General features: G+C 39.9%; 17 protein-coding genes and 3 tRNA genes. 18 read left to right on the top strand and 2 right to left on the bottom strand.

What is annotated here, in order from left to right:
• Positions 1-4: 4 nt before the first annotated feature.
• The 8 genes from LA20531_RS04500 (at position 5) to lysS (ending at position 8,222) form a co-directional block, all read left to right on the top strand.
• Entirely contained in the window at positions 5-247 is a 243-nt protein-coding gene (locus LA20531_RS04500) for an RNA-binding S4 domain-containing protein (protein ID WP_011254102.1), read from the top strand.
• A 74-nt stretch (positions 248-321) separates the two neighbouring features.
• Positions 322-696 (top strand): septum formation initiator family protein, encoded by a 375-nt coding sequence (locus tag LA20531_RS04495; RefSeq protein WP_013437115.1) that lies wholly within the window; start codon positions 322-324, stop codon positions 694-696.
• Positions 696-1,058, top strand: a complete 363-nt coding sequence (locus LA20531_RS04490) for a S1 RNA-binding domain-containing protein (protein WP_056939889.1) — start codon at positions 696-698, stop codon at positions 1,056-1,058. The genes LA20531_RS04495 and LA20531_RS04490 overlap by 1 nt, the downstream gene beginning before the upstream one ends.
• Positions 1,059-1,098: 40 nt before the next feature.
• Positions 1,099-2,343 carry a tRNA lysidine(34) synthetase TilS gene (tilS, locus tag LA20531_RS04485; RefSeq protein ID WP_056939901.1) on the top strand — a complete coding sequence of 415 codons (1,245 nt, stop codon included), beginning with the start codon at positions 1,099-1,101 and terminating at the stop codon, positions 2,341-2,343.
• Between the two features lie 94 nt (positions 2,344-2,437).
• Entirely contained in the window at positions 2,438-4,606 is a 2,169-nt protein-coding gene (gene ftsH, locus LA20531_RS04480; protein ID WP_056939888.1) for an ATP-dependent zinc metalloprotease FtsH, read from the top strand.
• Positions 4,607-4,659: 53 nt separating this feature from the next.
• On the top strand, positions 4,660-5,550 hold the full coding sequence (gene hslO, locus LA20531_RS04475) for an Hsp33 family molecular chaperone HslO (RefSeq protein ID WP_056939887.1): 891 nt from the start codon (positions 4,660-4,662) through the stop codon (positions 5,548-5,550).
• A gap of 79 nt (positions 5,551-5,629) precedes the next feature.
• The gene (gene dusB, locus LA20531_RS04470) at positions 5,630-6,655 is read left to right on the top strand and encodes a tRNA dihydrouridine synthase DusB (RefSeq protein WP_056939886.1); all 1,026 of its coding nucleotides are present in this window, start codon (positions 5,630-5,632) and stop codon (positions 6,653-6,655) included.
• Between the two features lie 16 nt (positions 6,656-6,671).
• Entirely contained in the window at positions 6,672-8,222 is a 1,551-nt protein-coding gene (gene lysS, locus LA20531_RS04465) for a lysine--tRNA ligase (RefSeq protein ID WP_056939885.1), read from the top strand.
• Positions 8,223-8,288: 66 nt separating this feature from the next.
• Here the strand turns inward: lysS and LA20531_RS04460 are convergent, their stop codons facing one another.
• Positions 8,289-8,744, bottom strand: a complete 456-nt coding sequence (locus LA20531_RS04460) for a GNAT family N-acetyltransferase (protein ID WP_056939884.1) — start codon at positions 8,742-8,744, stop codon at positions 8,289-8,291.
• A gap of 212 nt (positions 8,745-8,956) precedes the next feature.
• Here LA20531_RS04460 and LA20531_RS04455 point away from each other — a divergent pair.
• From LA20531_RS04455 to rpoC, 7 genes are all read left to right on the top strand, one after another.
• Positions 8,957-9,028, top strand: a tRNA-Gly gene (locus LA20531_RS04455).
• A 114-nt stretch (positions 9,029-9,142) separates the two neighbouring features.
• A tRNA-Gly gene (locus LA20531_RS04450) sits at positions 9,143-9,214 on the top strand.
• Between the two features lie 39 nt (positions 9,215-9,253).
• Positions 9,254-9,327 (top strand) — tRNA-Pro (locus LA20531_RS04445).
• A gap of 74 nt (positions 9,328-9,401) precedes the next feature.
• A complete protein-coding gene (locus LA20531_RS04440; protein ID WP_056939883.1) occupies positions 9,402-9,857 on the top strand; it encodes a GAF domain-containing protein in 456 nt (151 codons plus the stop codon).
• 104 nt (positions 9,858-9,961) lie between these two features.
• Positions 9,962-12,451 (top strand): ATP-dependent Clp protease ATP-binding subunit, encoded by a 2,490-nt coding sequence (locus LA20531_RS04435; protein ID WP_056939882.1) that lies wholly within the window; start codon positions 9,962-9,964, stop codon positions 12,449-12,451.
• A gap of 220 nt (positions 12,452-12,671) precedes the next feature.
• Positions 12,672-16,313, top strand: a complete 3,642-nt coding sequence (gene rpoB, locus LA20531_RS04430) for a DNA-directed RNA polymerase subunit beta (RefSeq protein WP_056939881.1) — start codon at positions 12,672-12,674, stop codon at positions 16,311-16,313.
• 15 nt (positions 16,314-16,328) lie between these two features.
• Positions 16,329-19,982: a DNA-directed RNA polymerase subunit beta' gene (gene rpoC / locus LA20531_RS04425; protein ID WP_056939880.1), complete on the top strand. Its 3,654-nt coding sequence runs from the start codon at positions 16,329-16,331 to the stop codon at positions 19,980-19,982.
• Between the two features lie 54 nt (positions 19,983-20,036).
• Here rpoC and LA20531_RS04420 read toward each other — a convergent pair whose 3' ends face one another.
• On the bottom strand, positions 20,037-20,720 hold the full coding sequence (locus LA20531_RS04420; protein ID WP_056939879.1) for a prepilin peptidase: 684 nt from the start codon (positions 20,718-20,720) through the stop codon (positions 20,037-20,039).
• Positions 20,721-20,904: 184 nt separating this feature from the next.
• Between LA20531_RS04420 and rpsL the strand changes: the two genes are divergently transcribed.
• From rpsL to fusA, 3 genes are read left to right on the top strand one after another with little or no spacing between them, the layout of a single operon-like run.
• Positions 20,905-21,312, top strand: coding sequence for a 30S ribosomal protein S12 (rpsL, locus tag LA20531_RS04415; protein WP_056939878.1), 408 nt, complete (start codon positions 20,905-20,907; stop codon positions 21,310-21,312).
• 15 nt (positions 21,313-21,327) lie between these two features.
• Positions 21,328-21,798, top strand: a complete 471-nt coding sequence (gene rpsG / locus LA20531_RS04410; RefSeq protein ID WP_003549021.1) for a 30S ribosomal protein S7 — start codon at positions 21,328-21,330, stop codon at positions 21,796-21,798.
• A 33-nt stretch (positions 21,799-21,831) separates the two neighbouring features.
• Positions 21,832-23,925 carry an elongation factor G gene (gene fusA / locus LA20531_RS04405; protein ID WP_056939877.1) on the top strand — a complete coding sequence of 698 codons (2,094 nt, stop codon included), beginning with the start codon at positions 21,832-21,834 and terminating at the stop codon, positions 23,923-23,925.
• Positions 23,926-24,004: the final 79 nt, after the last annotated feature.

Here is a 24,004-nt window from a genome sequence, read left to right as displayed (position 1 = left end):
AAAAATGAGAATTGATAAATTTTTGAAAGTTTCAAGATTAGTTAAAAGAAGAACTGTAGCTAAGGAAATGGCAGACCAAGGCAGAATCAAGGTTAATGGTCGTGTCGTTAAGTCAAGTTATGATGTTAAAATTGATGACATTATTGAAATTGGCTACGGTGCTAGAGTTATTAAAGCCAAAGTTTTGAATATTCGTGAGACCACTAAAAAGGCTGAAGCAAGCGAACTTTACGAATTAGTTGATTAATGACTTTTAAGTAAATCGCTGTTATACTTAACTTGATTGCATTTACAGTAACAAGCAATAGGGGATTAACAAAAATGAATCATGGTCCACGTATTTATAATTCGATGAGTCCAGAAGAGCAAAGGGCGCGTTTAAAACGTAAACAGGCTAAAAGAGAAAAAGAAGTGCATCGTGTAAGATTGAACAGAATAATTGCTGTTTTTGCAATTATCTTTGTTGTATTAGGCGTACAAATTGCAATTAAGATTTCTCAAACTGGACGAATAAATAACCAAGTTGAAGCTGAAAAACAAACTTTAGCTCAAGTGAAAGCTAAAGATCGTGAGTTGACAACGAAAAGACAGGATCTAAAGGATCCAAATTATGTTGCAAAGCTAATTCGTTATAAGTTCTATTACTCTAAAAATAATGAGAAGATTTATAACGTCCACGAAGGAAACGATAATTAATGGAAAGATACCAAGCTGGCAATCGAGTAACGGGAGTAATTAACAATATTACTAACTTAGGAATTTTCGTTACTTTGCCAAATAAGCATTCAGGATTAGTTCACCATGGTGATTTTGGCAATAATTGGCCAAGAGAAAGACGGCAATACAAGGTTGGACAAGAAGTCCGCGTAGTTGTCGTTCATATTCATAAGGGCAGATTTAATTTGTCGATTACTCGTGTGAATGATCCGAAGTTAATTGATCATGATAATCAATTTTCAGATGTAAAGCCTGCTGAATTTGATCAAGTTCTAAATAAGACGGCTAAAGATGCCAAAAAAGAAATTGCCGAGTTAAAGCAAGTGTTAACTGAAAATTAGAAAATGGCCTGTAGTGGGCCATTTTTTGTTGGGTAAATTTATGAAGATTAATGATTTTTTTGAAGATAACGGCATCGAGCTGAATAATAAAAAATTCTTGGTAGCGGCAAGTGCGGGGCCGGATTCGATGGCCTTACTCGATATGTTGCAGAAGATGAAGGTGCAGGTAATTGCGGCTCATTTTGATCATCAATTGCGCAGCGATAGTAAAAACGAGACTAAAATTTTGCAGGAGTATTGCAAGAAGTACGACATTCCGCTGTTTACGGCAGTGTGGGCAAAAGATGAGCAGCCGGCTGCAGGGATTGAGGCAGCGGCGAGGGATGCACGCTATGCTTTTTTGACTCAAATAGCTAAGAAAGAAAAGGCAGATTATTTGTTAACGGCCCATCATGGTGATGATTTGCTAGAGAATATTTTGCTTAAGTTTATTCGCTCGGGCAATCCCGAAGAAATGAATAGCTTGCAAGCAGTAGGGGTAATGCATGGAGTTTCCCTACTTAGGCCACTTTTGGCTTATAGCAAGCAAGAACTGTTTGAGTATGATCAAAAAAATGGCATTGAGTTTATCACGGATTCGACTAACAACGAGGATGAAACCATGCGCAATCGACTGCGCCACCATGTTGTTCCGCTACTAAAAAAAGAAAATCCTGCTTTAATTGCGAATGCTTTGAACTATAGCAAGAAAATGACTAATTTAGATGAATTTATTGACCAAAAAGTAGACGACATTGGTCAATTGACTCCCTTTTTGGGGCAGGCATATCGCATTAAAAGTGAAAAATTAACTGCTTTACCAGAAAATGAGCGAAATATTTTTTGGCAGAAGAATATCTGGGAAAAATTCCACCGCCGCGTTAATAAAAATTTAGGTAATTTTGCCGTAATTGAGTATCAGGGCTATTTTTATTTGACTAAAAAAGCAAAAATAAATATGATCGTTCCTTATCCGATTCAATTGAATATTCCGTTTGCTTTTCAAGGTGTGACATTTGTTTTAACTGATCAAAAAGCAAAGGATAAGGCAGAAATAGGTGATTTTTGGTTTGAAGAAAAAGCGGATTTTAGTGCAGGGTCACTGATTCCTGGGGCAAAACTTTTGCTTCAAGATGGTCAAAGAACCAAAGCAAAGAAAAAATTTGCGGAACATGCTGTTCCATTATCTTTACGACCACTATGTCTAACTATTTATGCAGATGATGAACCAGTTTTTGTCGAAGTGGCATATCAAAATCAAAATTGGATTGAAAACGGTAAACAGTATTTTTTATATAAATGTTAAAAAGTCTTCAAAATAGTTGAAAATATTAGTGGTCGCAACATATTTTGTGATAGAATTTTAAACGTATAACTTGAAGACTTTGCGGAGGTTTTTTATGAAGAATAACCGGAATAGGCTACTTTCAAATGGCCTTTTCTATATAGTTGTGTTCCTTCTACTCCTATGGGGAATCAACTGGGCACTCGGCGGTTCTAACAATGGAGGCAGTAGTGAAAATATCAGCTACTCACAATTTGTTAAGGATTTACGCCAAGGCAAAGTTAAAAACTTTAGTGTTCAACCTGCTAATGGTGTCTACACTGTTACAGGTAGTTACAAGAATGCACAAACAACAAAGAATCAATCAAATAATAGTTTTGATTTCTTTAGTAATAACTCAAGTAGAAAAGTGTCTAACTTCTCTACTACCATGTTACAAAATGATTCGACAGTTTATAATGTGCAGAACTTGGCACAAAAGAGTAATGCTCGGATGACTACTCAGGGAGAATCACAATCAGGCAATTGGATTTCAACCATTGTCATGCTTGTGCCAACTGTTTTATTTATCGTCATGCTTTGGATGATGATGAACCAAAGCGGTGCTGGTCGTGGTGGCAGCGGCGGAATTATGAACTTCGGTCGCTCACACGTTAAACCAGAGGATCCTTCTAAGAATAAGGTCCGTTTCTCTGACGTAGCTGGTGAAGAAGAAGAAAAGCAAGAATTAGTCGAAGTTGTTGAATTCTTAAAAGACCCATCGAAATACACTAAATTGGGTGCTAGAATCCCATCTGGTGTTTTACTTGAGGGTCCTCCCGGTACTGGTAAAACTTTGCTTGCTCGTGCCGTAGCTGGTGAAGCTAACGTACCATTTTACTCAATCTCAGGTTCAGACTTCGTTGAAATGTTTGTTGGTGTTGGTGCTAGTCGTGTACGTGACTTGTTCAACAACGCTAAGAAGAATGCACCAAGTATCATCTTTATCGATGAAATTGATGCCATTGGTCGTCGTCGTGGTAACGGCACCGGCGGTGGCAACGATGAACGTGAACAAACTTTGAACCAATTATTGGTTGAAATGGATGGTTTCGAAGGCGACGAAGGCGTAATCGTCATTGCCGCTACTAACCGTTCAGACGTTTTGGACCCAGCCTTGCTTCGTCCTGGTCGTTTCGACCGTAAGGTTTTGGTTGGTCGTCCTGACGTTCGTGGTCGTGAAGCTATTTTGAAGGTACATGCCAAGAACAAGCCGCTTGCTCCAGACGTTGACTTGAAGGAAGTTGCTCGTCAAACACCTGGTTTCGTAGGTGCTGACTTAGCTAATGTTTTGAACGAAGCTGCTTTGGTAGCTGCTCGTAGAAACGGTACCGAAATTACTGCTTCAGATATTGATGAAGCTGAAGACCGTGTAATCGCTGGTCCAGCTAAGAAGGACCGCTTGATTGCAGAACCCGAAAGACGTAGAGTTGCTTTCCACGAAGCTGGACACTCAATCTGTGGTTTGGTCTTAAGCGATTCAAGAACTGTACGTAAAGTAACTATCGTGCCACGTGGTCGTGCTGGTGGTTACAACATCATGCTTCCAAAAGACGATCAATTCATTTTGACTAAGAAACAATTATTTGAACAAATTGTTGGTTTAATGGGTGGTCGTGCTGGTGAAGAAGCAACAATTGGTGATAAATCAACCGGTGCTTCAAACGACTTTGAACAAGCTACAGCAATTGCTCATAGCATGGTTGTTAACTACGGTATGACTGACTCCTTAGGTATGGTTGAGCTTGAAAAAGAAGGCGAAACCAATCCTTACGGATTCAAGCCATACAGTGAAGCAACTTCTGCTAAGATTGATGAAGCTGTCAAGAAGATCTTGGATGAAGCTCATGCTAAGGCCTTAGAAATCGTAAAAGAAAACAAAGAGAAGCACAGAATTATTGCGGAAGCTTTGCTTAAATACGAAACTTTGGACGAAAAGCAAATCATGTCTTTGTACAAGACTGGTAAGATGCCTGAAAAGTACGAAAGCGAATATCCAAGCGAATCAAAGGCTTCAACTTACGAAGAGGCTAAAGCCGCTGCAGAAAAGCGTGAAGTTGAAAAGGCAGAAAAGAAAGATTCATATCAAGCTTTAGCTGATCAAGAAAAGGATGCTTTGGAAACTCCATCAGAAAAGAATCATGAAGTTGAAGAACACAATGCAGAAAATCCTGAAAAGAATCAAAACACTGATTCAACTAAGACAGATTCACCTGCAGAAGACGATGAGCACAAAGATAATTAAATAAAAAGTAGGGCCTGAAAAAGGCTCTATTTTTTTAGAGAGAAGGATAAATGATGAATGATTATTTAGTAAAATCAATTGATAAAACTAAGAATTTACGTTTACTAACAATTACTGCTAAAGGTGTGGTAAGCGAAGCCCAAAAGCGTCATGATTTATGGTCAGCATCTGCAGCAGTACTTGGTCGTACTTTAGTAGGTTCATTGCTTTTGGCAGGTGCCGAACTTACTGATAAAGAAGAATTAACTGTTAGATTGTTAGGCAACGGTCCAGTTGGCCCAACAATTGTAACTGCCAAGTCTGATTTAACTGTTAAGGGCTATGTAAAGAACCCACACATTGCTTTGCCACCTAAGAAGAATGGTCACATTGATGTTAAAAAGGCTGTTGGTCAAGGTTGGTTTGAAGTTACTAAGGACCTCGGCTTAAAGGAACCTTACACTGGTCAAGTGCCAATCGTTTCTGGTGAAATTGCCGAAGACTTTGCATACTACCTTACTAAGTCAGAACAAATTCCATCAGCCGTTGGTTTGTCTGTTTTTGTAAATCCAAATAATTCAATTGGTGAAGCCGGCGGATTTATGCTTCAAGCTTTACCAGGTGCAAGTGATGCCTTGATTGATCAAACTATCAAGCGCATCGATGAATTACCAGCTCTTTCAACTTCATTCTTAGACGGAATGACTCCAGAAGATTTGGCCCGCAAGATTTTAGGTACTGACTGCAAGATCCTTGAAAAAGACGACGTTGCATTCAGCTGTGACTGTTCAAAGAAAAAGTACGCTGGAATCCTTGAAACCTTGAAGTCCTCACAATTAAAAGCTATGATCGATGAAGATCACGGTGCTGAACTTACTTGCAACTTCTGTGGCAACAAATATCACTACACTGAAGATGAATTGAAAGAAATTTTAGCCAAGAAAAAAGACGACAAAGATTATTAATTTTAATTAAAAAGTCCTAAGGTTTTATCCTCTGGGGCTTTTTTGATATTATAATAGGGTATTTTGAAAGGATGATTTGGTGGATAACAGCTGGAAAATTCGCGATATCACCATTCCAAACCGAGTTGTTGTTGCGCCGATGGCGGGAGTTTCAAACTCAGCATTCCGCGTTGTATGTAAGGAATTCGGAGCTGGGCTGGTTGTCTGCGAAATGATCTCAGATCATGGGATTATTTATCGAAATAAGAAAACTTTGAGCATGATGGATGTTGACCCAAGAGAACACCCAATGAGTATTCAAATCTTCGGAGGGACCGAAGAAACATTGCTACAAGCTGCTCAATACGTTGATCAACATACTGATGCTGATATCATTGATATCAACATGGGTTGTCCTGTACCTAAAGTTACTAAAACTGATGCAGGATCTAAATGGCTTCTTGATTCTAACAAGATTTATCAAATGGTTCATGCCGTGGTACAGAATGTGCAAAAACCAGTTTCTGTTAAAATGAGAATTGGTTGGGATCGCAAGCATATTTTTGCCGTAGAAAATGCATTGGCTGCTCAAGAAGCAGGTGCCAGCATGATTGCAATGCATGGTAGAACTAGAAAGCAAATGTATCAAGGTGAAGCTGATTGGGGAGTTTTGCATGATGTTGCCCAAGTTTTGGATGTACCATTCGTAGCAAACGGCGATATCAGAACCCCTGAGCTTGCTAAGAAGGCTCTAGATGAAATTGGTTGTACTGCAGTGATGGTAGGACGTGCCGCACTAGGTAATCCTTGGATTTTGCAGGATATGGTACATTATTTAGAGACTGGTGAAACTTTGCCACCACAAACTGTGCGTGAAAAAGTTGAAACAGCCAAGCATCAGCTTGAAGGATTGATTAAAATTCACGGCGAAAAGCGGGCAGTTCCTGAATTTCGTCAACAAGCTGCATACTATTTAAAGGGAATTCCCCGTTCGGCCCGTACTCGTGCTAAAATAAATGAGGTCTGGACGCGTCAAGAAGTGTATGACTTGCTTGATAACTTTGTAGATGAATACGAAAAAAGAGAAGAAGCTCGTGTTGCACGGCGCGCGACAAAGAACGAATAAATGGAGGAAAGATAAATTGGCAAAGAATGAAATGAACGACCAATTAAGAGTTCGTCGCCAAAAGATGGACGAAATGCGCGAAAATGGAATTGAACCATTTGGCCAAAGAAAATTTGATCGTCAAGATTTAGCAAGTACTTTAGAAGAAAAGTATGGCAAAGAAGATAAAGATGAATTAAACGATGACATGCCTAAGACCAAAATTGCTGGTCGTATGCTTGCTAAGCGTGGTAAGGGTAAGGTAGGTTTCGCTGACCTTTACGACCGTACTGGCAAGATTCAAATTTACGTACGTAAAGACATCGTTGGTGAAGACAACTACAAGATCTTCAAGAAATCAGATATCGGTGACTTCTTAGGTATCGATGGTGAAGTTATGAAGACCAATACTGGCGAGCTTACTATTAGAGCTCTTCACGTAACATTCTTGTCCAAGGCTCTTCGTCCTTTACCAGACAAGTACCACGGCTTGAAGGATGTTGAAGCAATTTACCGTCAACGTTACCTTGATTTGATCACTAACCGTGACAGCTACATGCGCTTTGTTCACCGTACTCAAATCATTCAAGCTATTCGTGACTACTTAAATGGTCAAAACTTCTTGGAAGTTGAAACTCCAGTACTTCACAACATTCCTGGTGGTGCTGAAGCTCGTCCATTTATTACTCACCACAACGCTTTGGATATTAACCTTTACATGAGAATTGCTTTGGAACTTCCACTTAAGCGTTTGATTGTTGGTGATATGGAACGTGTTTACGAAATTGGCCGTGTATTCAGAAACGAAGGTTTGGACACTCACCACAACCCGGAATTTACTGAACTTGAAAGTTACGCAGCATACTGGGACTACCACGATGTTATGGATGAAGCTGAAGGTATTATCCGTGCTGCAGCTAAGGTTGTTTCAGATGACGGTAAGATCACTTACCAAGGTACTGACATTGACTTAGGCAAGCCATTCCGTCGCGTTCACATGGTTGACTTGATCAAGGAAAAGACTGGTGTTGACTTCTGGAAGCCAATGACTCTTGAAGAAGCAACTAAGATTGCGGAAGACCACGACATCCACGTTGAAAAGTTCTGGAAAGTTGGTCAAATTATTAACGCCTTCTTTGAAAAGTACTGTGAAGAAACTATTGTTGACCCAACCTTCGTTTACGGTCACCCAGTAGAAATCTCACCACTTGCTAAGAAGAATGCTGACGATCCAAGATTTACTGATCGTTTCGAAATTTACATCATGGGTGAAGAATACGGTAACGCCTTCTCAGAATTGAACGATCCTGACGACCAACGTGAACGTTTCGAAGCTCAAATGGAAGAACGTGAAGCAGGTAACGACGAAGCTGACATGATCGATGAAGATTACCTTCGTGCTATGGAATACGGTATGCCACCTACAGGTGGTTTGGGTATCGGTATTGACCGTTTGGTAATGCTTTTGACTGATGCTCCAGCTATTCGTGATGTTCTTTTGTTCCCAACTATGCGTCCAGAACGTGTTGAAAGCGTAGAAGCTGAAGTTAAGGCTGATATGGAAAAAAAGAATAAAGAAAACAAGTAATCTTATAAATTAAAAAACTCTTATCTATGTTTTAAGCATGGATAAGAGTTTTTGTTTATGTATTTTTTAATTGAGAATCATTTTTTCATCAGAGTATTTTTTAGGATCATTTAAATCCCATTGCTGATATCTAACTTCTTGACACTTAAAGCCTAATTTTTTGTAAAGCTTTTTGGCCTTAGTATTTTCTGCAAATACATCAAGACTAACTGGTCGACTCATGTACCTAAAAGCTGTCGTTGCTAAAGCATACCCGATACCTTTATTTTGATGAATTGGATCTACATAAATGTAATCCAGTTCTTGGGGATGAACTGCAACGAAGCCCAATATGCTGTCAGCATCATAAGCTACATAAATTTTGCAGGAGAAAAAATCATCCTTATATGGAGCTGTCTCTAAAGGTATGAAGTATTTTTCCGCACCACCAATTGTTAGCTCTTCTTTACGACTAACGTCGTGATTGCGGCATACTTCAGCATAATCGTTTGGTTGATATTCTCTGATATTAAATTTTGGCATGTTTTTCTCGCTTCCTAATATTAAGATTTTGATTTAGAAAGCAATAGTACATAATCTCATGTGAAATCTCCTTTAATTAAATTGAAGATATTGTAGCAATTTTTTTAATTCGGTACAATAACTAAAATTAACTTAGTTAAAAACAGATAAGTAATATTTTTTCAAAAAGTATTTGCAAAGAAGAATGTATTTGCTATAATAATATTTGTTACGCGGAAGTAGTTCAGTGGTAGAACATCACCTTGCCATGGTGGGGGTCGCGGGTTCGAATCCCGTCTTCCGCTCTAAGATGAAGAGCTCACGAATGTGAGCTTTTTTTGTGCCTAAAATAAATTTATCTTTTTTGGTAAAAAGGTCTTGCAAAGAAAATGAAGTTTGCTATAATAATATCTGTTGTCGCGGAAGTAGTTCAGTGGTAGAACATCACCTTGCCATGGTGGGGGTCGCGGGTTCGAATCCCGTCTTCCGCTCTAAGATAGAAGGCTCACCGAATGGTGAGTCTTTTTTTTCGGGAAATAGCTCAGTTTGGTAGAGCGCTACGTTCGGGACGTAGAGGTCGCGCGTTCAAATCGCGTTTTCCCGATAGAAAATAGGCTGTCTGTTAGGACAGCCTATTTCTTTTTGTTATAATAGCCATTAAAACTTGAGGGGATAAATATGGTAGCAACTACTAAAGAGAACTATGAATTGTTAGTAGAACAGGCGAAGGCATTGGTTGATGGCGAAGAAGACTGGATCGCAAATACTGCCAATGTATCTGCACTTTTGTTTAATTCATTATCTAATGTAAATTTTGCTGGAGTTTATCGTTTTGAAAATGGTGAATTGATTTTAGGTCCATTTCAAGGGATGCCAGCTTGTGTGCATATTCAAATGGGCAAAGGCGTCTGCGGAACAGCAGCACAAACAGAAAGAACACAAATTGTCCCTAATGTGCATGAATTCGCTGGTCATATTGCTTGCGATAGTGCTTCAAATTCAGAAATAGTTATCCCTATTTTTAAAGATCAAAAATTATGGGGTGTATTTGACTTTGACTCGACTAAGTTAAACAATTTTGATGAGACAGACGAAAAGTATTTAACTGAGATTGCTAAAGCGATTTTTGCTTAATTAGTAATTTTTACTCATAATGTACTGATAGCGAGTTAAATTATTTTACTTACTGACAAAATAAAAGTAAAATACCATAGCGTATTTTAAAGGGTGGTGTTTGTATGGAAAACTCATATAGTAAAAGTGTTAATCAAGTATTGGAAATCGCACGTGAACAAGCACAGAATTTCCATCATCGCTTGATTGGAACAGAACATGTCTTATTAGCTTTAGTGATTGAAACATATGGTGAAGCAGGGAAGATTCTCCGCTCATGGGGATTAACTCCTACTGCTGTGCGTGAAGAAATTGAAAGCTACACTGGCTACGGCTCAGCACCTAAAGCTAGTTATATGGAAATGTCACCTCGATTGAGCTTGGCATTAGATTATGCTAAAAGACAAGCAGATCAAGGTGGATATAAAGAAATTCAAACTAACCACGTTTTGCTAGGAATAACTGCTAGTGAACAAGTATTGTCAGCAATGATTTTGAAGAACTTAAATGTCGATATTGGTCGTTTGCGCCAAGATGCAATTGATAGCTTGGAACAAGACCAAGACTTCGGCGATTCAGCTAACTGGTTAGGCACCAATAATACATCAGCAGTACCAGCACAAAAGAAGCGGAAAGCTAGCACGACACCTACCTTGGATAAGGTAGCAATTAACTTGAATCAACGTTCACGCGAAGGCGCAATTGATCCGGTTATTGGTCGTGATAAAGAAATTAAGCGTGTAATTCAAATTCTTTCTCGTCGTACCAAGAATAATCCGGTTTTAGTTGGTGAACCCGGTGTTGGTAAGACTGCTGTAGCTGAAGCAATTGCCACAGAAATCGTTAAGAAAAAGGTGCCAGAAGATTTACTTGATAAGCGTGTCATGGCACTGAATATGGGTAACTTGGTTGCCGGCACTAAGTACCGTGGTGAATTCGAAGATCGAATGAAGAAGATCTTGGATGAAATCGCAAAAGACGGCAAGGTCATCTTGTTTGTTGATGAAATGCATACCTTGATTGGTGCTGGTGGTGCCGAAGGTGCAATCGATGCTTCTAATATTTTGAAGCCATCACTTGCTCGTGGTGATATCCAAATGATTGGTGCAACTACTTTTGATGAATATCAAAAGTACATTGAAAAAGATCAAGCTTTGGCTCGTCGTTTCCAACAAGTTCGTCTTAACGAACCTTCAAAAAAAGAAGCATTGGCTATTTTACAAGGCTTAAAGCCAAAATATGAAAAGTTCCACCACGTAGCTATTCCTGAAGCTAGCCTTGAAGACGCTGTTGATTTATCAAGTCGTTACATTTATGACAGATTTTTACCAGACAAGGCGATTGACTTAGTCGATGAAGCTAGTGCAGCAGTAAAGATCCGCAATAATGTCGGCTCTAATGACAAATTAGTGCAAATCAACGATAAGATTAAGAATTTGATCGATCAAAAGAATGAAGCTGCTGCAAGTCAAAACTTTGTTAAGGCTGCTCAATTGCAAGATGAACAAAATAACTTGCAAGCACAACGTGAAAAGTTGATCGATACTTTGCATTCTAAGGTAAGTGCAAGTGCAATCGTTGAGCCTGAAGACATCGCTAAGGTTGTTTCAGATTGGACTGGTGTGCCAGTTACCCAAATGAAGCGTAATGAAACACGTCAATTGGCTAACCTGGAAAGCCTCTTGCACAAGCGTGTTATCGGCCAAGACAAGGCTGTTTCTGCAGTTGCTCGCGCTATTCGTCGTAGCAGAAGTGGAATTAAGGATGAACATCGTCCAATTGGTTCATTCTTATTCTTAGGACCAACAGGTGTAGGTAAAACTGAACTTGCTAAGTCAGTTGCTGCAGCAATGTTTGGTTCAGAAGACAACATGATCAGACTCGATATGTCTGAATATATGGATCAAATTGCTTCAAGCAAGTTGATTGGCTCGGCTCCTGGCTACGTTGGCTATGAAGAAGGTGGTCAACTTTCAGAACAAGTTCGTCGTCATCCATACTCAGTAGTTTTACTTGATGAAGTAGAAAAAGCCCACCCAGATGTATTTAACTTGCTTTTACAAGTCCTTGATGAAGGATTTTTGACCGATTCTAAGGGTAGAAAAGTCGACTTTAGAAATACCGTTATTATCATGACCTCTAACTTAGGTTCACGTTCATTGTTTGATCAAAACGCAGTTGGCTTTAATGCTGACAATGCAGATCAAGCTAAGGAAAGACAAAGCAAGGTTGAACAAGCAATCAAGCAATTCTTCCGTCCAGAATTTTTGAACAGAATTGATGAAACAATTGTCTTCGATGAATTGGATAAGAAACAATTGCGTAGCATTGTTACTTTGCTTACTCACAAATTGATTGAACGTTTGCAAAAGAAGGGTATTACGCTTAAGCTTTCTCGTGCTGCTTTGGACAAGATTGTTCAAGATGGTTATGATCCAGAAAACGGAGCACGTCCTCTTAGAAGAGCAATTCAAAATGATATTGAAGATAAAGTGGCTGAAATGTTGATAACTGGTGAAGTTCAAAAAGGTGATACTTTGAAGATTGGCAGTCAACATGGCAAGTTGAAATTTGAAGTTGCTAAAGTTACCAAAAAATTGGAAAAAGTCAAGTAGTAATAGGCATTTAGCCTTGACAATTCACCGAAAATAACATATAATTTTTTTGGTTTAAAAAGACTGAGATTCAGGATTTTGCTGATCTATTGTCCAGCAAAATGATATTGACAAAAACGACATACGTTGTTTTTGTCTTTTTTATGCCTAAAATTGCGGTTTTTTGAATTTGTAACAGAAATGTAATATTTGCTTTCTTAGACAGAAAGGATGTTTTTCCTTGTTAAATGGACACGTAGTGAACTACGGTAAGCATCGAACTAGACGCAGTTTTTCCCGAATTAAGGAAGTATTGAAGCTGCCAAACTTGACCGATGTTCAAACCGAATCATATAAGTGGTTTCTTGATAAAGGCATTAAAGAAGTCTTTGATGACATTATGCCTATTAGTGACTTCTCAGGTAAGCTTTCATTAGAATATGTTGGCTACAAGCTTCAAAAGCCTAAGTACACAGTTGATGAAGCTCGTGATCACGATGCAACTTATGCTGCACCAATGCACGTTACTTTGAAGCTTACTAACCAAGAAACTGGTGAAATTAAGACTCAAGATGTATTCTTTGGCGATTTACCATTGATGACTGAATCAGGTTCATTCATCGTTAATGGTGCTGAAAGAGTTATCGTTTCTCAATTAGTAAGATCTCCTGGTGTATATTACACTGGCGATTACGACAAGAACGGTCGTCAAATCTTTGGTACTACTGTTATTCCTAACCGTGGTGCTTGGCTTGAATATGAAACTGACGCTAAGAATGTTTCATTTGTTCGTGTTGACCGTACTCGTAAGTTGCCACTTACAGTTTTGATTAGAGCAATGGGTATTGGCTCTGACAGCGACATTATTGATATGTTTGGTCAAAGCGATACTTTGCAATTTACTTTGGACAAGGATGTTCACAAGAACCCAGCTGACTCACGTGTAGCTGAAGCTTTGAAGGACATTTACGAAAGACTTCGTCCAGGTGAACCAAAGACTACTGATTCATCACGTTCATTGCTATATGCCCGTTTCTTTGATCCACGTCGTTACGACTTGGCACCAGTTGGTCGTTACAAGATCAACAAGAAGCTTTCACTTAAGAACCGTTTGTACGGTCAAACTTTAGCTGAAACTTTGGCTGATCCAGATACTGGTGAAATCATTGCTAAGAAAGATACTGTTGTTAACCACGAAGTAATGGACAAGCTTGCTCCATACCTTGATCGTGATGACTTCAAGATGGTAACTTACCAACCTTCAAAGGAAGGTGTATTGCCAGATCCCATTACTGTTCAAGAAATTAAGGTTTACTCAAAGGTTGACCCTGAACGTGAAGTTAAGTTGATGTCTAATGGTCATATTGCTGCAGATGTTAAGCACTTAACTCCAGCTGATGTTTTGGCTTCAATCAACTACTTCTTTGCATTGCAAGACAAGATCGGTACTACTGATGATATCGACCACTTGGGTAACCGTCGTATTCGTCGTGTTGGTGAACTTCTTCAAAACCAATTCAGAATTGGTTTAGCAAGAATGGAACGTGTTGTTCGTGAAAGAATGTCAATCCAAGATCCATCAGCTGTTACTCCACAACAATTGATCAACATTCGTCCAATTGTTGCAAGTATCAAGGAATTCTTCGGTTCATCACAACTTTCACAGTTCATGGACCAACACAACCCATTAGGTGAATTGACCCACAAGCGTCGTATGTCAGCTTTAGGGCCTGGTGGTTTGACTCGTGACCGTGCCGGATATGAAGTTCGTGACGTTCACTATACTCACTATGGTCGCTTGTGTCCTATTGAAACACCTGAAGGTCCTAACATTGGTTTGATCAACTCACTTGCTTCATACGCAATCATTAACAAGTATGGTTTCATTGAAACTCCATACCGTCGTGTTTCTTGGGATACTCACAAGGTAACTGACAAGATCGACTACTTGACTGCTGATGAAGAAGATAACTACATCATTGCCGGTGCTAACACTCCTTTGAATGACGATGGTTCATTTAAGGAAAACATTATTTTGGCTCGTCAAAAGGAAGATAACGTCGAAGTTACTCCAGACAAGATTGACTATATGGACGTTATTCCTAAGCAAGTTGTTTCAGTTGCTTCAGCATGTATTCCATTCCTTGAAAACGACGACTCCAACCGTGCTTTGATGGGTGCCAACCAGCAACGTCAGGCTGCTCCTTTGATCAACCCACACGGTTCACTTGTTGGTACTGGTATGGAATATCGTGCAGCTCACGATTCAGGTGCCGCTTTAATTGCTAAGGCTGCAGGTACTGTTGAATACGTTGATGCCAACGAAATCCGTATTAGACGTGAAGATGGCACCTTAGACAAGTACACTCTTGAAAAGTACCGTCGTTCAAACAACTCTAAGTCATACAACCAAACTCCTAATGTTAAATTAGGTGATCACGTTGACGTAAGCGACGTTATTGCTAACGGTCCAACTATGGATCACGGCGAACTTGCTTTAGGTCAAAACCCATTGATCGCATTTATGACTTGGAACATGTACAACTACGAAGATGCCATCATGCTTTCAGAACGTTTGGTTAAGGATGATGTCTACACTTCAATTAGTATCGAAGACTACGAATCAGAAGCTCGTGATACTAAGCTTGGTCCTGAAGAAATCACTAGAGAATTGCCTAACATTGGTGAAGATGCATTGAAGGATCTTGATGCCGATGGTATCGTTCGTGTCGGTGCAGAAGTTCACGATGGCGACATTTTGGTAGGTAAGGTAACTCCTAAGGGTGTAACCGAATTATCTGCTGAAGAAAGATTACTTCACGCTATCTTTGGTGAAAAGGCTCGTGAAGTTCGTGATACTTCGCTTCGTGTACCACACGGTGGTGGCGGTATCGTTCAAGACGTTAAGGTTTATACTCGTGAAGCCGGCGACGAACTTTCTCCAGGTGTAAACACTATGGTTCGTGTCTACATTGCCCAAAAGAGAAAGATCCAAGTTGGTGACAAGATGTCTGGTCGTCACGGTAACAAGGGTACTGTTGCCGCAGTTGTTCCAGAAGAAGATATGCCATATCTTCCAGATGGTACTCCAGTAGACATTTGTTTGAACCCAATGGGTGTTCCATCACGTATGAACATTGGACAGCTTCTTGAATTGCACTTGGGTGCTGCTGCTCGTCAATTAGGTATTCACGTTGCAACTCCAGTATTTGATGGTGCAAACGAAAACGATGTTTGGGATACTGTTCGTCAAGCTGGTGTTGATAAAGACGGTAAGACTGTTATTTACGATGGTCGTACCGGTGAACCATTCCACAACCGTGTATCAGTTGGTGTCATGCACTACTTGAAACTTACTCACATGGTTGACGACAAGATCCACGCTCGTTCAATTGGGCCTTACTCATTGGTTACTCAACAACCTTTGGGTGGTAAAGCTCAATTCGGTGGTCAGCGTTTCGGTGAAATGGAAGTTTGGGCTCTTGAAGCTTACGGTGCTGCTTACACATTGCAAGAAATCTTGACTTACAAGTCAGATGACGTTGTTGGTCGTGTAAGAGCATATGAAGCTATCGTTAAGGGCGAAAGAATTCCTAAGCCAGGTGTACCTGAATCATTCCGTGTTCTTGTTAAGGAACTTCAATCATTAGGTTTGGACATTCGTGTTCTTGATATGAACCACAAGGAAATTGAACTTCGTGATATGGATGGAGAATCAAGTGAACACTTGAATATCGATGCATTGTCACGCATGGCAGAAGAACAAGAAAAGAAGAAGTTAGCCGAAGAAACTGAAAAATCAGAAGATAAAAAAGATGACGAAAAGACTGCAGACAAGCCAGCAGCTCCTGCAGATGAATCTGACGGTAAAGTTTCTAAATAGTAGGAGGTTAAACTTTTGATCGACGTAAATAAGTTTGAAAGTATGCAAATTGGTCTTGCATCACCTAACAAGATCAGAAGCTGGTCATATGGTGAAGTTAAGAAGCCAGAGACCATCAACTACCGTACTTTAAAGCCTGAAAAAGATGGCTTGTTTGATGAAAGAATTTTTGGACCAACAAAAGATTGGTCATGTGCTTGTGGTAAGTACAAGGGTGTTAGATACCGCGGCATAGTTTGTGATCGTTGTGGCGTTGAAGTTACTTCTTCAAAGGTAAGAAGAGAACGTATGGGTCACATCGAATTAGCAGCTCCTGTAACTCATATTTGGTACTTCAAAGGTATTCCATCAAGAATGGGTTTGGTATTGGATATTTCTCCAAGATTGCTTGAAGAAGTAATTTACTTTGCTGCATACATCGTAATTGACCCAGGTGATACTGATCTTGAACCTAAGCAATTATTAACTGAAGCTGAATATCGTGAACAAAAGGCAAAATACGGTAATCGCTTTGTAGCTAAAATGGGTGCTGAAGCTATCCGTGATTTGCTTAAGAAGGTTGACCTTGACAAAGAAGTTAAGGATTTGAAGAAAGAACTTCAAACTGCAACTGGTCAAAAGCGTACTCGTGCAATCAGACGTTTGGATATTTTGGATGCATTCAAGAAGTCAGGCAACAAACCTGAATGGATGGTTATGGATGCTGTTCCAGTTATCCCACCAGATCTTCGTCCAATGGTTCAACTTGAAGGTGGACGTTTCGCAACTTCAGATTTGAACGATTTGTACAGACGTGTTATTAACCGTAATAACCGTTTGAAGAGATTGCTTGATTTGAACGCTCCAAACATCATCGTTCAAAACGAAAAGCGTATGCTTCAAGAAGCTGTTGATGCTTTAATTGACAACGGTCGTCGTGGTCGTCCAGTTGTAGGACCAGGTAACCGTCCACTTAAGTCACTTTCACACATGCTTAAAGGTAAGCAAGGTCGTTTCCGTCAAAACTTGCTTGGTAAGCGTGTAGACTACTCAGGTCGTTCAGTTATCGATGTTTCACCAAAATTGAAGTTCTATCAATGTGGTGTTCCTCGTCCAATGGCTTTGGAATTGTTCAAACCATTCGTAATGCACGAATTGGTTAAGCGTGGTATTGCTTCTAACATTAAGAATGCTAAGCGTAAGATCGATCGTGAAGATGACGATATCTGGGATGTACTTGAAGATGTTATTAAGGAACGTCCAGTTCTTTTGAACCGTGCACCTACTCTTCACCGTTTGAGTATCCAAGCCTTTGAACCAGTTTTGGTACCAGGTAAGTCAATCAGACTTCACCCATTAGCTTGTGAAGCTTACAACGCCGACTTCGATGGTGACCAGATGGCCATCCACGTTCCACTTTCAGATGAAGCTGTTGCTGAATCACGTTTGCTTATGCTTGCAGCTCACCACATCTTGGCTCCTAAGGATGGTAAGCCAATCGTTACTCCATCACAGGATATCGTTTTGGGTAACTACTGGTTAACTCAAGCTGAACGTGGTCGTGAAGGTGAAGGCATGATCTTCAGTTCACCAGCAGAAGCAACTGTAGCTTACGAAAATGGTGACATTCACTACCATACTATTATTGGTATGTCAGCAGATTCTATGCCTAAGAAGCCATGGCCTAAGGGACATGAACATGGTATCTTCATTACCACTTATGGTAAGATCGTCTTCAACCAATTGTTCCCAGATGACTACTTCTACATCAATGAACCAACTGAGAAGAACTTGAACAATCCATTGGATGCTAAGTACTTCTTAGACGAAGGTGAAGACATTAAGGACAGAATCGATAAAGTTGCCGATTATTTGATTGCTAGTCCATTCAAGAGTAGCTTCTTATCAGATTCTATTGCTACTATTTACAAGTACTACAAGGTTCAAAGAACTTCAGAATACTTGGATGACTTGAAGAAGTTAGGTTACACTAGTTCAACTACTTCAGGTATTACTATTGGTATGAATGACGTTCCTGAAATCCACGATAAGGATGAAAAGGTAGCTAAGGCACGTAAGCAAGTTGATATTGTTTCTAAGCAATTCAGACGTGGTTTAATTACTGAGCAAGAACGTCACGATCGAGTAATTAGTATTTGGAATGCATGTAAGGATGAAATCCAAAACGAAATTGCTCAAATTCACTCACCTCGCAACCCAATTTCAATCATGGCCGACTCAGGTGCCCGTGGTAACATTTCTAACTTTACTCAGTTAGCCGGTATGCGTGGTTTGATGGCTACTCCAAACGGTGGTTTGTTCGAAATTCCAGTTACCTCAAACTTCAAGGAAGGTTTGTCTGTGCTTGAATTGTTCATGTCCACTCACGGTGCTCGTAAAGGTATGACTGATACTGCTTTGAAAACTGCTCAGTCAGGTTACTTGACTCGTCGTTTGGTTGATGTTGCTCAGGATGTTATTATCCGTGAAGACGATTGTGGTACTGATCGTGGTATTACAGTTAGCGCCATCATGGAAGGTGACGAATTAATCGAACCATTATTTGACCGTTTACTTGGTCGTTTTACTGCTGAAACTGTTAAGGATCCAAAGACCGGTGAAGCTATCGTTGGTAAAGATGTCATGATGGACGAAGCTATGGCTCACAAGATTTGTGATGCTAGTGTAACTCACGTTAAGATTCGTTCAATTCTTACCTGTGATACTCCTCACGGTGTATGTCGCAAGTGTTACGGTATGAACCTTGCTACTGGTGAAGAAGTTGAGGTCGGTGAAGCAGTTGGTACGGTTGCCGCACAATCAATTGGTGAACCAGGTACTCAGCTTACTTTGAGAACTTTCCACAACGGTGGTGTTGCCGGTGCTGAAGATATTACTCAAGGTTTGCCTCGTGTTCAAGAATTGTTCGAAGCACGTAACCCTAAGGGTCGTGCAACCATTTCTGAAGTAGATGGTGTAGTTGATTCAATTCAAGAAAACCCAGCAGAACATACTCGTGAAATCACAGTTAAGGGCAAGATTGATACTAGAAGTTACAGTGTTCCTTACACTGCTTCTGTTGCCGTAGCTGAAGGCGATACTGTTCACCGTGGTGATAAGTTGACTCTTGGTTCTGTTGACCCTAAGGAATTGATCCAAGTAACTGATACTTTGACTACTGAAAAGTACATCTTAGCTGAAGTTCAAAAAGCCTACAGAATGCAGGGTGTAGATATCTCTGATAAGCACGTCGAAGTATTGACTCGTCAAATGCTTCAAAAGGTACGTGTACTTGACCCAGGTGAAACTGACATCTTACCAGGTGAAGTAATGGATATCGGTCAATTTAGAGACCGCAACAAGGAAGTAATCATTTCTGGTGGTATTCCAGCAACTGCACAAAGCGTAATCTTAGGTATTACTAAGGCCGCTTTGGAAACTAACAGTTTCTTGTCAGCTGCTTCATTCCAGGAAACTACTCGTGTGCTTACTGATGCTTCAATCAGAGGCAAGAACGACCCACTTCTTGGACTTAAGGAAAACGTTATTATCGGTAAGATTATTCCAGCTGGTACTGGTATGCCTGTATACCGCAGCATGGAACCTGAAGCTGATGTAAAGAAGCCAGATTCAGTTTACTCAATTGCTGATATCGAAAAACAGATGAAAGAAAAGGACAAGGCTAAGTAAAAATAGCTTTATCTAATAAAAAGTGTTTCTATCTTATTGGTAGAAACGCTTTTTTTATATTAAAAATTGAGTGAAGATTAAACCAATAAAGATATAGGGTAAAAAAGGGAAACTCTGCTTTTTGTTGTTTTGCTCAATTATAAAAACGGTAATTGCTAGAAAAGAAGCCACAAGTAAAGCAAGGCTAGCTGCAGTTACAGAAAAGTAGCTTGCAATTATTAAATAAATGAGTAGATCGCCAGATCCCATTTTTTGCTTAAAAATATTCCAACTTAAAACAAATGTGATGCAGCCAAAAGAAATCCAATCTATTAGCTTGTAGTTAGCGAATTGATTATATAGGAGAGCAATTACAGCAGCGGGAACAAGAAAAAGCAAATCAAAACTTTGTTGGTTATAATCTGCGATTGTAGTTAATAGTAATGAAAAAAGTAAGATTGATGTTAAAATGCAATTTTTATTACTAAAATCAATTGTAGTGAAAGCAATACCGCCAATTATTTCAAATAAAAATAATTCTGCAGGAATAGGGGATTGGCAATATCGGCAACGACCTTTTAAGAATAAAAAAGAAAAAATTGGTATTTCATCTAAAAGCAAAAGCTCAAATTTGCAATTGCTGCAATGAGAACGAGAAAAGATAGTGTTTTGCTCGGGCCAGCGCTCATAAATAACTAGGGCATGGGATGCCAAGCAACTACCAATCATAAAATTGAAAAAATAATATATTGAATTCAAAAAAATCACCTCATTATTTATTACGCAAAAAAGGTGATTTTTCTTTTTTTATTTTGAAAAAGTTTGATTTCTGTTTAAAACCGAGTACAATAGTCTTTGTATGTTTTGAACAGTCTATTCGTGAGCCAAAAAAAGAAACTCCCGGATGTGTGAACAAAATAGTAATTTTTAGGAGGAAAAATTAATGCCAACCATTAATCAATTGGTAAGAAAAGGCCGTCATTCAAAGGTTACTAAATCAAAGTCACCTGCTTTGAATTACAGCTACAACAGTATGAAGAAGGAATCAGTATTCAACCCAGCTCCACAAATGCGCGGTGTTGCAACTCGTGTTGGTACTATGACTCCAAAGAAGCCTAACTCAGCTTTGCGTAAGTACGCTCGTGTTCGTCTTTCAAACTTGATCGAAGTTACTGCCTACATCCCAGGTGAAGGCCACAACTTGCAAGAACACTCAGTTGTATTAATCCGTGGTGGTCGTGTAACGGACCTTCCTGGTGTACGTTACCACATCGTTCGTGGTGCCCTCGATACTGCTGGTGTTGATGGCAGAAAGCAAAGCCGTTCTAAGTACGGTGCTAAGAAAGATTAAAGGAGGAGTTAAATAATGCCTAGAAAAGGTCACGTAACTAAGAGAGACGTTTTAGCAGATCCAGTTTACAACTCAAAGCTTGTTACCAAGTTAATCAACCACTTAATGATTGATGGTAAGAGAGCTAAGGCATCTTCAATCCTTTACGATGCTTTCAACATTGTTCAAGACAAGACTGGTAAGGAACCACTTGATGTATTTGAAGAAGCTATGAACAACGTTATGCCAGTTTTGGAAGTTAGAGCTCGCCGTATCGGTGGTTCAAACTACCAAATCCCAGTTGAAGTACGTCCTGAAAGAAGAACTACTTTAGGTTTAAGATGGCTTGTTTCATACGCTCGTTTACGTAACGAACACACTATGGATGAACGTTTAGCTAACGAAATTATCGATGCTTCAAACAACACTGGTTCAGCAGTTAAGAAGCGTGAAGATGTTCACCGTATGGCTGAAGCTAACCGTGCATTTGCACACTACCGCTTCTAATTTGTTCGTTTTAATTTAAGGAGAGAATAATTTATGGCTAACAAGCGTGAATTTCCATTAGCAAAGACACGTAACATTGGTATTATGGCCCACATCGATGCGGGTAAGACTACTACTACTGAACGTATCCTTTACTACACTGGTAAGATCCACAAAATTGGTGAAACTCACGAAGGTGATTCACAAATGGACTGGATGGATGAAGAAAAGGAACGTGGTATCACCATTACTTCTGCAGCTACTACTGCACAATGGAAAGACCACAGAATTAACATCATCGACACCCCAGGACACGTTGACTTCACTATCGAAGTAGAACGTTCACTTCGTGTTCTTGATGGTGCCGTAACTGTTCTTGATGCCCAAGCTGGTGTTGAACCACAAACTGAAAACGTATGGCGTCAAGCTGAAACTTACGGTGTTCCTCGTATTGTTTTCGTTAACAAGATGGATAAGATCGGTGCTGACTTCGATAAGTCAGTTAAGTCATTGCACGAACGTTTAAACGCTAATGCACATGCTGTTCAAATGCCAATTGGTTCAGCTGACACTTTTGAAGGTGTTATCGACTTAATCAACATGGTTGCCGACATCTACGACGAAGACAAGCTTGGTTCTAAGTGGGATACTGTTCCAGTTCCTGACGAATACAAGGAAGAAGCTGAAGCACGTCGTAACGACTTAATTGAAGCCGTAGCCGATGTTGATGACGGCATCATGGAAAAATTCCTTGGCGGTGAAGAAATTTCTAACGATGAATTAAAGGCAGCTATCCGTAAAGCTACTTTGGACTTGAAGTTCTTCCCAGTTTACGCTGGTTCAGCATTCAAGAACAAGGGTGTTCAAATGATGCTTGATGGTGTTATTGACTACTTGCCATCACCACTTGACGTTAAGCCTTACATTGCTCACGATCCTAAGACTGGTGATGAAGTTGAACTTATGGCTGACGATAAGAAGCCATTTGCAGCTCTTGCATTCAAGATCGCTACTGACCCATTCGTAGGTCGTTTGACTTTCATCCGTGTTTACACCGGTTCTCTTGAATCAGGTTCATACGTATTGAACGCTTCAAAGAACAGTCGTGAACGTGTAGGTCGTTTGCTTCAAATGCACGCCAACTCAAGAACTGAAATTCCAGAAGTATTCTCAGGTGATATCGCTGGTGCCATCGGTTTGAAGAACACCACTACTGGTGACTCATTAACTGACCCAGATCACCCACTTATTTTGGAAAGCTTGAAAGTTCCAGATCCAGTTATCCAAGTATCAGTTGAACCTAAGTCAAAGGCTGACCGTGATAAGATGGACGTTGCTTTGCAAAAGCTTACTGAAGAAGACCCAACTTTCCGTGCTGAAACTAACCCAGAAACTGGTCAAACTTTGATTTCAGGTATGGGTGAACTTCACCTTGACATCATGGTTGAACGTATGAGACGTGAATTTAACGTTGATGCTAAGATCGGTGAACCACAAGTTGCTTACCGTGAAACCTTCACCAAGGAAGCTAAGGCACAAGGTAAGTTTGTTCGTCAATCAGGTGGTAAAGGTCAATACGGTGACGTTTGGATTGACTTTACTCCTAACGAAGAAGGTAAGGGTTACGAATTCGAAGATGCCATCGTTGGTGGTGTTGTTCCTCGTGAATTCATTCCTTCAGTTGACCAAGGTTTACAAGAAGCTATGAAGAATGGTGTTCTTGCAGGTTACCCATTGATCGACGTTAAGGCTAAGCTTTACGATGGTAGTTACCACGAAGTCGACTCATCAGAAGCTGCCTTCAAGGTTGCTGCTTCACTTGCTTTGAAGAACGCTGCTTCAAAGGCTGGCGCGGTTATCTTGGAACCAATTATGAAGGTTCAAGTAACTACTCCAGAAGAATACTTAGGTGACGTTATGGGTTCAATCACTGCTCGTCGTGGTACCATGGAAGGTATGGAAGACAGAGCCGGTGCTAAGATCATTAACTCATTTGTTCCACTTTCAGAAATGTTTGGTTACGCAACTACTTTGCGTTCATCAACTCAAGGTCGTGGTACATTTACTATGGTATTTGATCACTACTCACCAACTCCTAAGTCAATTCAAGCTGAAATCATCAAGAAGCGTGGCGGCGAAGCTGAATAATTTCAGTTAAAAAAGCCGAAATGCTTTTAGCTTAATTGAAAACAATTACATACAAAAAAGAGTTATTGAAGATTTTTCA

The sequence above is a fragment of the Lactobacillus amylovorus DSM 20531 genome (assembly GCF_002706375.1).
Classification (GTDB): domain Bacteria; phylum Bacillota; class Bacilli; order Lactobacillales; family Lactobacillaceae; genus Lactobacillus; species Lactobacillus amylovorus.
Note: the sequence above shows the minus strand (reverse complement) of the source record. Positions and strands in the feature narration are given on the sequence as shown.